A 12,678-nucleotide genomic window follows, 5' to 3' on the forward strand; every position below is an offset into this window, starting at 1 on the left:
AGAATTTAGTTAATTCATATTGATAGAGGTTAGATATGGATATACATGATAATAATCGTATTTCAATGTATGTTATTGGAAATGATATTCCAATTAATTGTCAGGACCTTGATTTTATATATGTTAATAATTTAGATGAATTAACATTAGATTCCCCAGCAGTAATAATTTTAGCTTTAGAACCTAAAAAACAGAATCAAGCATTACTCTCTTTACATCAAGATTTTCCTCTCTGGAATAGCCAAGTCTATGTTTTACAAGAGAGTACATTGACTGAATACCTCTCTGATGGCATTTTTGACCCTTTAAAAATTACAGAACAATGGAAGCAGCACCAAAGTAAATTATCTTTAATAAAAGAAGAACCTAGCGATAAATTACTTGCGTGGTTATGGCTTGGATTGGATCGCAGGTTATTACCTTTGTGTCAAAGTGAGAAAAGAGAACTTTATTATTATCCATTATTACATTGTTATTTTGGTGAGGGCTATGAACCTTATCATTATTTTCAATTAGAGGAAAAAAGAGGGTATTTAGAAAAGCTTAATACCGTAGATAAAATAAGATTATGTTCATCTTGTCATAGCGGACATTTAAATTACATCGAGACTTGTCCTGACTGTAAGAGTACAAACATCGAAGAAATATTATCACTGCATTGTTTCACTTGTGGTCATGTGGGCAAAGAGCAACGATTTGTTAAACAAGATAAACTTCAGTGCCCAAATTGTTTTACTAAATTACGTCATATTGGTGTTGATTATGATAGACCGTTAGAGCGTTATCAATGTCGAGATTGCCAATTATCATTTTCTGAATCGGTAGTGAGAGTTCGATGTCTTTCTTGTTTCCATATGAACGAAACCAGTGAGTTAATAGCAAGGCCAATTAATCAATTTAAAGTCGGTGAGCAGGTTAAAGGCCTTATGATGTATGGTCGTCGACCGATAGAGCAAGCGCTCTCGCTTAACGGATTAATTGACCAAAATTCATTTCATAATTTGTTGGTATGGATAAATAAGTTAGCAATAAGGCATGAACAGCACCATTTATTATTAGGGGTTCAATTATCTGGAATTGATAGCTACTCAAAAGAGTTTGGTGAGATAAAGCGGATACAGTTAATCGATGAAATATCATCTCATTTTAATGGGTTACTGAGAGATACAGACATTTGCTGTCAATACAACTCAGAGCTGATGTTACTTCTTATGCCAATGACACCAAGAAGCTCACATAAAATTATTGAAGATAAAATCGCTAATATTGCCAGTGATATTGAGTCTGAACTGGTGACTCTTCATTTGTACATCTGGGAATTGCCTGATCCTTCATTGAATAATAGTGCTTCAGTATGGTTAGCTGATTTGCTTAAGGATATATGATGGCTGAATTTCAATATATTCTTTATTTAATAACCGGTACATTGACGACATATTGGGAGTTAATGTTAACTTTCTTGCCTATATTATTGCTTGTTGAAGTTCCTCTTTTATTGCTCATTTTTATTGGCATTTTACATTGGTCATGGGGAGCGAATGAAGTAAGAAAACATGCACATCCATCAATCAGTTTTATTGTTACTTGCTACGCAGAAGGTAAAGAGATAGAAAAAACCATTGTTACTTTGGTTGAGCAAATCTATCCAAACCACATTGAAATCTTAGTTGTAATTGATGGTGCAAAAGAGAATAAAGAGACGTATAGAACAGCCATTTCTTTGATTAAAAAATACAAAAATATTCCGAATAAAACCATTAAAATTCTTCCTAAATGGCAACGTGGTGGACGTGTATCGACTCTTAATGCTGGGCTATCAGAAGCAAAACATGAATTGGTTATCAATGTGGATGGAGATACCTCTTTTGATAACAACATGGCGCTTAAAATGGCACGAACATTTGCTAATCCCAATGTTATTGCTTGTGGAGGAGCGTTAAGGGTAAGAAATCGAGAGAGCAGTTTCTGGACAAAAATGCAGTCACTCGAATATATGATGTCGATGCAGAGCAGTAAAACAGGGATGGCAACATGGGGTTTATTGAATAATATTTCTGGAGCATTTGGTGGTTTTAGGCGTTCGGTATTGAAACAAGTTGGTGGCTGGAATACACATACAGCAGAAGATCTTGATTTAACGATTCGTTTAAAGCAGTACAAAAAACGATATCCAGGAACTCGACTTAACTTTTCTCCTAGAGCTATTGGGCATACCGATGTCCCTGATACATTTAAAGGTTTAATGAGCCAAAGATTACGTTGGGATGGCGATCTTCTGTTTGTGTATTTACGAAAACATAAACATGGATTACGCCCAAAATTGTATGGATGGGGAAGTTTTGGTTACACCTTAGTTTATGGTGTTTTACAAGCGGTATTATTGCCTGTATTAATGACACTGTTTAATTTTTATATATTTATATTTTATCCAACATCTGTGGTTCTCGCAGTGTTAAGCTGTTTATATGTCATTTATTTAGTATTTATTGCTACTACTTTTCTTATCTATCTCAGCTTGATTTCCGAACGAATCCAAGAAGACCGTGAAATGCTTTTATGGTTATTGATATATCCTTTCTATGCATTGTTTATGCGGTTTGTTACTGCATTTGCGATGATAAATGAAATTGTTAGACGAAGTCATGAGGAATCTAGCATGGCTCCATGGTGGGTACTCAAACGTGGTAAGAGGTTTTAACGATTATGGATGTTAAATTTCATTTAGAAAAAAAGAATAAACCGACCTCGAATAACGGTATGAAAGTGATGTATGGAATGGAGAAACGTGGTGCGTATCGTTTTAGATGGTATCTGATACTAGCTATTATTCTTAGTCCCATATTCTTTATGATTTACACCTTTGCAAAACAACATTTATTTACCGTAGCTCCTGGAATAATTACCACAGGGCCTGTGATCATCACAGCATCTCAAAATGGATCAGTAAAATTAATTGATGTGAAAGACAGTGAGTTTGTTCTTGAAGATCAATTGCTAATGGAGTTGGATGCGCCCATTTTAGAGCAAGAAATTGAATTTATAGAAAATGAATTAGAGCAATTAAACCAAGAACAAACGCAAAAAATTACAGAAGATTTTGGTCCATATATTAGTGCTATTGGGGCAGCAAAGCTGAATTTAAAAAAGATAACGAAAATCAAAGTTAATTATGACCAATATGCAAAAGAGGGAAAAGTCTCACAAGTGGATTACGCCGCAATTGTTGGTATTTATAACACTGCACAAAATAACCTCACTAACGCTTATATTGCATTGAATCAAGCTGAAATTGCACAAAAGCAACGCTTACTAGCTGGAGGTGTTGCTCAAGTTACTCGTGAATTAAACCAAGCATTAACAACGAAAAAAAATCAACTTGACGCATTGTCAATTAAAGCACCATATATGGGGTTGGTGATTGATATTAATGCATTAAAAGGACAACAAATTAGCATTGGTGATCCTCTGATCACAGTATCACCAGATGTTGCTCCTTATGTTATTAGTTATTTAGACCCTAAGCACATTGAAAAAGCAAAACTAGGTGCATTGGTAACGGTTAAACTTCCTAATGGTAAAAAAATAGAGGCGAGAGTGTCATCTGCTATTGGTCTAACGTCAAAACTTCCTATTCAGCTAGCAAAACCTTTTGAAGGAGCTAAAGCTTTACTTAAGGTTAAAATTACGTTTTTAGGTGGCTTATTAGAAAAAGAGTGGGTAGAAGGTATGCCCGTAGAGGTGTATTTTTAGTTTTTTCCTTAAGTTAGTGTAATTAATGAACAACATTAGTTTTTACCTATCAATACAATAACTAAAACTGATTAGTAATAAAGAGAAGTTGTTCTTATCATACAGAGATACTTTGCTGTGTATCGGATAAAAAAATAATGACAATTTCGGACAACAATACCATCGTAATTTTTGGCGCTTCGGGCGATCTTACTTATCGAAAGTTGATCCCGGCTTTATATCATTTGTATGCCAGTAACCAACTTCCTTCTACGTTTTCCATTTTAGGTGTAAGCCGAACTCAATATGATGACGAGTCATATAGAGAAAAAATGAAACAATCATTAAGAGAATTAGAGAAAACGGATCCTGAAATTTTAGATGCGTTTTGTCATCATTTGCATTACCAAGCACTGAACACATCAGACGTTGATGAATATTCAAAGTTGGTGTGTAAATTAGATCAACTTGCTGATAAATACCAATTAGAACAACAAAATACACTTTTTTACTTAGCAACACCGCCAAGTCTTTATGGCGTGATCCCATCATGCTTAGCTGCTCATGGATTAAATGATGAATCTAATGGCTGGAAACGTTTAATCATCGAAAAACCATTTGGTTATGATTTGGCGTCAGCATTAGAACTTGGTAAACAAATTCATCAGTATTTTGAAGAGCATCAGATATATCGTATTGACCATTATCTTGGTAAAGAAACGGTTCAAAATTTATTAGTACTGCGTTTTTCAAATGTGATGTTTGAACCTCTGTGGAACCGCAATTTTATTGATTATGTTGAGATCACAGGCTCTGAGTTTCTTGGAGTAGAAGAACGTGGTGGTTACTATGATGGCTCTGGTGCAATGCGCGATATGTTCCAAAATCATTTGCTACAAGTGTTAGCAATGGTTGGGATGGAATCTCCATCAGCAATTAATGCGGATTCGATGCGTGATGAGATTGCTAAAGTACTACAAAGTCTTCAACCACTGACAGAGCAAGATCTACGTAATAATCTTGTATTAGGTCAATATACGGAATCGGAAGTAAGAGGACAGTTTTTACCGAGCTACCGTGATGAACAGGGTGTTTCGGATGACTCTCGCACTGAAACTTATGTCGGTTTGAAAATGTTTATCAATAACTGGCGATGGAATGGGGTGCCATTTTATGTCCGTACGGGTAAGCGTCTTCCAACTCGTGTGACAGAAGTTGTTGTGCATTTTAAAAAGACACCACATCCTGCGTTTGCAGAAAATGCTCCTGAAAATAAATTAGTGATTCGCATTCAACCTGACGAAGGCATTCAAATGCGTTTCGGCTTGAAAGAGCCCGGTTCAGGCTTTAATGTGAAAGATGTATCAATGGACTTCCATTATCAATCACTGGCAGAGACACAAATGCTGACAGCCTATGAACGTTTGCTATTAGATGCGTTAAATGGTGATGCTACATTATTTGCACGAAGTGATGCAGTAAATGCATGTTGGAAGTTTGTTCAACCGATACTCGATTTTAAACAAGATCCACAAGCCTTATTTGGCTATGCATGTGGCACTTGGGGACCAAAAGAAGCCGATCAATTATTGGAACGTGATAATAGAAAGTGGCGTTTTCCTTGTAAGAACTTAACAGATACGGATTACTGTGAATTATGATTAACCATAAAATATTTGACACACCACAAGATGTAGTAAAAACGCTAGCTGATGAGCTAAAGCAATTGGGTGAACAAGGAAAACCTGTTCACATTTCATTATCTGGTGGTAGTACACCAAAGATGCTTTTTTCACTTTTAGCATCAGAGGCTTACGCTAAAAATATTCAATGGAATAATTTGCATTTTTGGTGGGGGGATGAGCGTTGTGTTTCTCCTACTGATCCCGAGAGTAATTACGGAGAAGCCAATGAGTTATTGTTCTCTCGTATCGATATTCCGTTAGAAAATATTCACCGCATTGAAGGGGAAAATGAACCTCTAGAAGAAGTGAATCGTTTCTCTAATGAAATGAGAAAATTCATTCCGTTAGAAAATGGGATCCCAGTTTTTGATTGGATTTTATTAGGCGTAGGAGCAGATGGTCATACTGCATCATTATTTCCTAATAAGACAGATTATAACGATACAAACTTAGCGGTTATTGCGACTCACCCAGAGTCAGGACAACAAAGAGTATCGAAGACAGCAAAAGTATTAGAAACAGCTAAACGTATTAGCTATCTAGTGTTAGGTAGTGGTAAAGCTGAAATTGTTCAAGAAATTCATACTAAACCAGCAAATGAATTGCCATATCCGGCAGCAAAAATTCACTCAACCTTGGGTGAAACTGAATGGTTTTTAGATATAGATGCAGCGGCTCGCATTATTAATAAATAGAAGTTTGAGCATAACGCAAATTTTTGGAGTAAAAGATATGAAAGGTGATATTGGCGTAATTGGTCTTGCAGTAATGGGCCAGAACCTAATTCTAAATATGAACGATCATGGTTATAAAGTGGTAGCACATAACCGAACTGCTGAAAAAGTAGATGAGTTCTTACAAGGTCCGGCAAAAGGGACAAATATTGTTGGTGCATATTCGCTTCAAGAGTTAGTCGACAAATTAGAATCACCACGCAAAATTATGTTAATGGTACGAGCAGGTGATGTTGTTGATTCATTTATCGATAAGTTGGTTCCTCTATTAGATAAAGGTGACATCATTATTGATGGTGGTAATACAAATTTCCCAGATACTAACCGTCGTGTTGCTGCATTAAAAGAGAAAGGTATCCACTTTATCGGTTCTGGTGTTTCTGGTGGTGAAGAAGGCGCACGCTTTGGTCCTTCGATTATGCCTGGCGGTTCACCAGAAGCATGGCCATTTGTTAAACCAATTTTCCAAGCCATCTCAGCAAAAACTGAAAATGATGAGCCTTGTTGTGATTGGGTTGGTAACGATGGTGCTGGCCACTTTGTAAAAATGGTTCATAACGGCATTGAATATGGCGATATGCAGCTTATCACAGAGGCATATCAGTTCATGAAAGATGGTCTTGGTATGACACACGATGAAATGCAATCTGTTTTTATTGAGTGGAATAAAACCGAACTAAATAGCTACTTAGTAGAAATCACTTCGGACATATTAGGTTATAAAGATACAGACGGTGAACCATTAGTAGAGAAAATCCTCGATACTGCCGGCCAAAAAGGCACTGGTAAGTGGACAGGAATTAATGCATTAGATATGGGGATCCCATTAACGCTAATTACAGAATCTGTATTTGCACGCTGTTTATCATCATTAAAAGATCAACGTGTAGAAGCAGAAGCGTTATTTGGTAAGAAAGAATCAATTGTTGAAGGTGATAAACAAGTTTGGATAGAAGCATTACGCCAAGCACTTTTAGCATCGAAAATCATCTCATACGCACAAGGCTTTATGTTGATGCGTGAAGCGTCAAACGAGAATGGTTGGGATCTAAATTACGGTAACGTGGCATTGATGTGGCGTGGTGGTTGTATTATCCGTTCTGCATTCTTAAGTAATATTCGTGATGCGTACGATATTGATCCTGAACTTTCCTTTTTAGGTTCAGATAGCTACTTCAAAGGTATTCTAGAAAATAGCATGTCAGCATGGCGAAAAGTAGCAGCAAAATCAATGGAAGTAGGTATTCCAATGCCATCAATGACATCAGCATTGACTTTCCTTGATGGTTATACAACAGCTCGTCTTCCTGCAAACTTGCTGCAAGCACAACGTGATTATTTCGGAGCTCATACTTACGAGCGTGTAGATAAACCAAAAGGTGAGTTTTTCCATACGAATTGGACAGGTAAAGGCGGTGATGTATCGTCGACAACGTATAACTCGTAGCTGTTATCTTTCATCGATAAAATAAAAAAGCCCCTAACTTGTGTGAGTTAGGGGCTTTTTATATCGAATTAATTTAACAGATTTTTTTTCGACGGTATTTTTTTAAACAGTAACCACTGATAAAGCTACATACTGCAATCGCGAGTGTGATGACCGGTGCCGCCATTAATGCCATGGTGATATATTTAGATAGTTTTTCAGGTAAAAATGATAATGAATAACCGAAACCGGTTAATAATAAAATCCAAATAATCGCGCTCATCCAAGCAAAATAATGGAAGCGAGACGCTTGCTGCATTCGAAGTCCCATCATCAATGGCAGAAGAGGGCGAACAACAGGAATAAAGCGAGCAACAAAAAGAGCAATTAATCCATGCTTAGTTAATAAAGAGTCAACTGTTTGTAATCTGTGTGCTGGAACAGCATTAATCCATTTCTGAATTGTTGGAAATTTATGTAACCAACGACCTTGTAGAAAAGCCAATTGGCTACCAATTGCCGCAGCCATGATTAGACCAGCAACAATCACTGGATAGCTAATTACATTTGCAGCTGCTAGAGAACCAGCAAGAATAACAACGCTATCACAAGGTAGTGGAGCCGCTGGAATAAAAGCACTTTCTAACCAAATAAATAGAATCAAACAAAAGTAGATCATCGTCATACTTGCTGGGTTTTGCAGAATTGTGAAATCTTGTTGCCATAAAGCCGTTAGAATCGAAATAAATGAATCAAACATCGCCATTCTCCAGACGAAAATTAAGCCGAAACTTGTTGTGACAGATAGGTCGAGAGTAAGGTAAGTGATAGATAAAGTCACTAAGAATTTTCACTGTCATAAAAAGTTCACATAAGGTAGATAAACTAGATGATTCAACAAGTTGGATCAACATTTCCTTACAAATGTGCGTAAATTGTTACTAATAGATGGTAGGCTTATATTTTTGGTGAAGCAATAGAGGCACTTATCGAAAATTAATTATGTTTATATATTTGTTTTTAGGAATAAAATTAATGACAATTATTATATGTAATGCAATGTTGCATATAATATCAAAAAATATATTTTTATATAAACATTGCTAGCCCCTTAAGTTGTTGTATTTAATGGCTTTTGTTGTATTGGTAATTATTCTTCAACTGTTCCCTCTAATTCAAACAATATAATTAACTAAGTAATTACGTATAATTTGATTGATTATTCGTATGGAGTATATTTCTCTCACCTAACTAAACCAATTAATCAAATCAATAATAATAGATTTATTGTTAGTTAGATTTTGTTTCATATAACCATGTTTACTTCAAATTAATGAAGAGAGCATTAAGTAGTGTTAATCATTAACTACCGGAAATAAAAAGATGAAAAAAATATATTTAGCTGCGTTTGTATTTGGTGTTTTTTCTGTATCGTCTTCAGCTGAAATGATGCCTTATGTTGGGGGAAATATTGGTATTGGTGGTATTACTTCACCAGATGCTGATATTGACAATATGAACTATTCTCAAGAATCAGGAAAGTTGGCTTGGAGCTTGAATACTGGTCTATTATTTAACTCAGAAATGAATAATAAATTTCAATACGGTGCAGAAGTGAGTTATTCGACTTATGCAACAAATGAAAATCGTTTTGAAAATTTGAAGTTTGACTATGATGGCTACAACATTGCTGCATTAGGTGTAGCAAAGTACAACTTCAATAATAAGTGGAGTATTTTTGGTAAAGCGGGTGCAGCTTATACAGTTCAAGAGCTAACAAGTAATGTAAACGTTTTTAATAAAAAAGAATCGAAAGTATTGCCAAAAATCGGTTTAGGTGCATCGTATAACATTACAGATAACTTTGCGATTAACGCTAGCTTCGAGCATATCTTTGGTGATGACTTAGCCGAGTTTACGAATAAACCAAATAACCATCAATTGTCGGACTACACAAATGTAGGATCGGTAAGTACCATGTATATTGGTATGGGTTATTCATTCTAATTATTTATAGTCTTATTTTTTAAGTTTAGATTCTACCTTGTAAATAAGACGTAAACTAATTAACAATGAAGTAGGGTATTGCCTATTTCTGTTATGAAATAGGCTGCTCTATATTTGCTCAAAAATTAAGTATAAACAGCATTTCTGTATTACGTTTGTTTTTTTTGTGTTTATACTTTGTTTTTTATTGGTTTTGGTTTTGAACAAAGTTAACGAATATAGATAAGTTGGTCTCAATATATTGACAATAAAGATGAATAGGTTTATTTATGACTTGTATTTAATTCGATAACTGTTAAGTCAGGATGATATGGTTTTTAAACTCAATGAAATCTATTGGGATCCAGCAACAAAAAAATTGTACGATACGCTAGAAGATGCAGTTAATGGTAATAACGAATATGGTTCAACAACGCCTTTAGTTTCTGCAATTCTGACTTTGTTAATAAAAGAACATCCTTCTATTTGTAAAAATGAACATATTAAAGATGCTCTTTGGGGAACTCAGTGGATATCAAATGAAAGCATTCCTCAGTTAATTAAAAGAACAAGAGTATCAATAAAAGATACGAATAGACATGTTATCGAAAATGTAAAAGGCAATGGTTATAAAATAAACAATGTAGAAGAGATTAGAATAAATTCAAATAGCATACAATGCACAGAGAAAAAAACGTCACATTCTAAACTAAAAGAAACATCTATTTTTTTATTTTCAATCATCATTTTCATTTTATCTAGTTCAGCATTAATCTTTTGTATAGAAAAACATGTGTTTTACGATCTAATTCCTTTAGAAGAGATAAAAAAAGTCAAAGATTTTGATTTAATTAAAATCTCTGAAGATAAATTTTTAATTAAGACTAAAGACCAAGAGTGCGAATTGAACCTTAAAAATAAAATTGCTCGATGTAAAATATGAAAAGTCAAATATCGAAAACATTAATTGTTTTTTCTGTAATTAATTTACTCATAATAATAATATGGCATAAATTTTATCGAGTAGATTTAGTTGGTACAATAACAATAAATGAAAAACAAGTTAACTATGTAAAGTATGAAAAATATTTAGATTCTGTCAATGTAGTTAATACTAAGTATAGTGATGATATAGCTGTTCCTGCAACAAGTAGCGCAACAAAGTATTTTGTCGATTATAATTTATCTCAAGGTAAATTATATGCATACGATGGAACGAATTATTATATTTTAAATATATATTCATTAGGTGATTCTTGTTTTGTAACTCTTCCAGCTGGAAGTGGTAGTCTCAAAAAAATTGGTTTTTCTTGCAAATACAATAATTAATTTATTATCAATAATTTGATTGTTATTTATAGAGTGTGTTTAGGGTACATAATTGAATTCAACAATTTCTTTCTTATATCAACCAAAAGTACAAAATGGAAGTATTATTAGTGTTGAAGCTTTATTAAGAGTTCCTGGTGTTACAAATATTGAGAGCTACGTTTCAATGGTAACAAATAAACCTTTGTTTGATTATACAATAATAAGGAAAGTATTATCAGATAGAAGGGAATATCACGAAAACATTGGTTGCTCCTTCCCTGTGTCTATAAATATTTCGATACAGAGTTTAGAATCAGATTATTTTATTGATAAAACATCTAAGTTGCTGAAAAATGAACAAAATGTAACGTTGGAGATAACTGAAAATGACAGTTATTTATCTTTAGAACGTGTTAAAGAATCGATGGGAATACTTAAATCATTAGGTGTTAAGTTTTCTTTAGATGATTTTGGAAAAGGCTTTTCAGATATTGAACAAGTATTGTCATTAGATCTTGATGAAATTAAAGTAGATGGATCTTTAGTTAATGATATTGAAAACAATTTTTATAAGTTTAGACATTTAAAATATACATTAGACGAATTAGAAGATATCAGTAATTTTAATATTGTTATTGAGCGAGTTGAGAATAAAAAACAAGTTAACTTAATTGAATCTCTTGGAAAAAAAGTATCATACCAAGGATATTATTTTTATAAACCAATGAATTTGTTTGACTTAACAATCGCGACACCGGAACCTCATAAAGAAGAAAAACATGAACCTAAGTTATTGTTAGAAAAATTGATTTATGAATTGATCAAAACCGATAATGATAATGAGTGCGCACAGATAGTTAATGATATTCACTCTGTAGATATATTTAATAATCTTGGTTCTAAGGTTTGTGATAGTTTAACTATAAAAGAAGTAAAAAAAAGTATACTGAAAAAATACAATAAGATAGCGCTTAACCCGAATAGTCCTGAAAATTTGTTTTTCAAATCCTATCTTAATTGTATGAGTCGCTTAGTTATAATTCGAGATTCTGAAGGTAATGCTTTGTTCAATAATCAAGCCCATATTAATTTTATGAATGTGGACTTAGTAGGGATGCCTCTAGAAAGCATTTATGAAAAATTTGAACAATACGAAGGTTGTATAGCAATAGATAAGGAGTTAATTGAATCAAAATCCAACTTCTTAGCGGTAAGAGAAGTTGTCGACTTTGATGGTCAAACTAAATCGTATTATACGTTTAGGCAGAAAATTAATCATTATGGAAAAACACTAATAATTACTATTGTTTATGATGAAGATGACAGGGATTCGTTTCCTAGAGATGCCTTAACAGATTGCTTTGATAGAACCATCCTGAACAGTTATTACATGAATCAATTTAACATGGTTGCTTTCATTGATATGGATGGGTTTAAAAAGGTTAATGACAACTTCAGTCATAAGCTAGGTGATGACTGCTTAAGCAAATTTGTTATGTATTTAAAACATGAATTAAGAAAAGAAGATCTTATCATTAGATATGGTGGTGATGAATTCTTGATTTTTACTCAATGGGATGACCGACATACATTTGAAAGTCGCTTAAATCTGATAAGAAATAAAGTCGAAAAGCTGTTTAAATCAAACAACATAGACTTGTCATTTTCATATGGCATTGAAGATTTATCAAAAGGTATGGAAATTGCGATTAATTGTGCGGATGAAAAAATGTATGCTGATAAAAGCAGAAAATTACAGTGAGTTCTACTAGGTATAAAGCATTAAGATTAAAAAGAATCGGCATTG

Annotated in this window: 11 protein-coding genes; 10 read left to right on the plus strand and 1 reads right to left on the minus strand. The window is 33.8% G+C overall.

The features are described 5' to 3' along the window. Positions 1-35 precede the first annotated feature (35 nt). The 6 genes from GNP81_RS15715 (at position 36) to gnd (ending at position 7,595) form a co-directional block, all read left to right on the plus strand. Entirely contained in the window at positions 36-1,385 is a 1,350-nt protein-coding gene (locus GNP81_RS15715) for a TackOD1 domain-containing metal-binding protein (RefSeq protein WP_155674384.1), read from the plus strand. Further along, a complete protein-coding gene (locus GNP81_RS15720) occupies positions 1,385-2,698 on the plus strand; it encodes a glycosyltransferase family 2 protein (protein WP_155674383.1) in 1,314 nt (437 codons plus the stop codon). The genes GNP81_RS15715 and GNP81_RS15720 overlap by 1 nt, the downstream gene beginning before the upstream one ends. Before the next feature lie 5 nt (positions 2,699-2,703). Then, complete coding sequence (locus GNP81_RS15725; protein WP_155674382.1) at positions 2,704-3,750, plus strand: HlyD family secretion protein; 1,047 nt, start codon at positions 2,704-2,706, stop codon at positions 3,748-3,750. A 137-nt stretch (positions 3,751-3,887) separates the two neighbouring features. Then, positions 3,888-5,390 (plus strand): glucose-6-phosphate dehydrogenase, encoded by a 1,503-nt coding sequence (gene zwf, locus GNP81_RS15730; RefSeq protein ID WP_155674381.1) that lies wholly within the window; start codon positions 3,888-3,890, stop codon positions 5,388-5,390. Then, complete coding sequence (pgl, locus tag GNP81_RS15735; protein WP_155674380.1) at positions 5,387-6,109, plus strand: 6-phosphogluconolactonase; 723 nt, start codon at positions 5,387-5,389, stop codon at positions 6,107-6,109. Before zwf ends, pgl begins: the two co-directional genes overlap by 4 nt. Before the next feature lie 37 nt (positions 6,110-6,146). Beyond that, positions 6,147-7,595 carry a decarboxylating NADP(+)-dependent phosphogluconate dehydrogenase gene (gene gnd / locus GNP81_RS15740; RefSeq protein ID WP_155674379.1) on the plus strand — a complete coding sequence of 483 codons (1,449 nt, stop codon included), beginning with the start codon at positions 6,147-6,149 and terminating at the stop codon, positions 7,593-7,595. 73 nt (positions 7,596-7,668) lie between these two features. On the opposite strand, the gene GNP81_RS15745 is transcribed toward gnd, so the two are convergent. Next, complete coding sequence (locus tag GNP81_RS15745) at positions 7,669-8,334, minus strand: DedA family protein (RefSeq protein WP_065623737.1); 666 nt, start codon at positions 8,332-8,334, stop codon at positions 7,669-7,671. 623 nt (positions 8,335-8,957) lie between these two features. Here GNP81_RS15745 and GNP81_RS15750 point away from each other — a divergent pair. The 4 genes from GNP81_RS15750 (at position 8,958) to GNP81_RS15765 (ending at position 12,633) form a co-directional block, all read left to right on the plus strand. After that, entirely contained in the window at positions 8,958-9,581 is a 624-nt protein-coding gene (locus GNP81_RS15750) for an outer membrane protein (RefSeq protein WP_155674378.1), read from the plus strand. 310 nt (positions 9,582-9,891) lie between these two features. Next, complete coding sequence (gene tcpP, locus GNP81_RS15755) at positions 9,892-10,503, plus strand: toxin-coregulated pilus transcriptional regulator TcpP (protein WP_011263335.1); 612 nt, start codon at positions 9,892-9,894, stop codon at positions 10,501-10,503. Then, positions 10,500-10,889: a toxin-coregulated pilus protein TcpH gene (tcpH, locus tag GNP81_RS15760; RefSeq protein WP_011263336.1), complete on the plus strand. Its 390-nt coding sequence runs from the start codon at positions 10,500-10,502 to the stop codon at positions 10,887-10,889. The genes tcpP and tcpH overlap by 4 nt, the downstream gene beginning before the upstream one ends. A 52-nt stretch (positions 10,890-10,941) precedes the next feature. Continuing rightward, complete coding sequence (locus tag GNP81_RS15765) at positions 10,942-12,633, plus strand: bifunctional diguanylate cyclase/phosphodiesterase (protein ID WP_155672740.1); 1,692 nt, start codon at positions 10,942-10,944, stop codon at positions 12,631-12,633. Positions 12,634-12,678 lie beyond the last annotated feature (45 nt).

This window comes from Aliivibrio fischeri (genome assembly GCF_009727955.1).
Classification (GTDB): Bacteria; Pseudomonadota; Gammaproteobacteria; order Enterobacterales; family Vibrionaceae; genus Aliivibrio; species Aliivibrio fischeri_A.

Coding starts and splice junctions, on each gene's coding strand:
- GNP81_RS15715 (WP_155674384.1), top strand. CDS start 36: ATGGATATACATGATAATAATCGTATTTCAATGTATGTTATTGGAAAT.
- GNP81_RS15720 (WP_155674383.1), top strand. CDS start 1,385: ATGGCTGAATTTCAATATATTCTTTATTTAATAACCGGTACATTGACG.
- GNP81_RS15725 (WP_155674382.1), top strand. CDS start 2,704: ATGGATGTTAAATTTCATTTAGAAAAAAAGAATAAACCGACCTCGAAT.
- zwf (WP_155674381.1), top strand. CDS start 3,888: ATGACAATTTCGGACAACAATACCATCGTAATTTTTGGCGCTTCGGGC.
- pgl (WP_155674380.1), top strand. CDS start 5,387: ATGATTAACCATAAAATATTTGACACACCACAAGATGTAGTAAAAACG.
- gnd (WP_155674379.1), top strand. CDS start 6,147: ATGAAAGGTGATATTGGCGTAATTGGTCTTGCAGTAATGGGCCAGAAC.
- GNP81_RS15745 (WP_065623737.1), bottom strand. CDS start 8,334: ATGTTTGATTCATTTATTTCGATTCTAACGGCTTTATGGCAACAAGAT.
- GNP81_RS15750 (WP_155674378.1), top strand. CDS start 8,958: ATGAAAAAAATATATTTAGCTGCGTTTGTATTTGGTGTTTTTTCTGTA.
- tcpP (WP_011263335.1), top strand. CDS start 9,892: ATGGTTTTTAAACTCAATGAAATCTATTGGGATCCAGCAACAAAAAAA.
- tcpH (WP_011263336.1), top strand. CDS start 10,500: ATGAAAAGTCAAATATCGAAAACATTAATTGTTTTTTCTGTAATTAAT.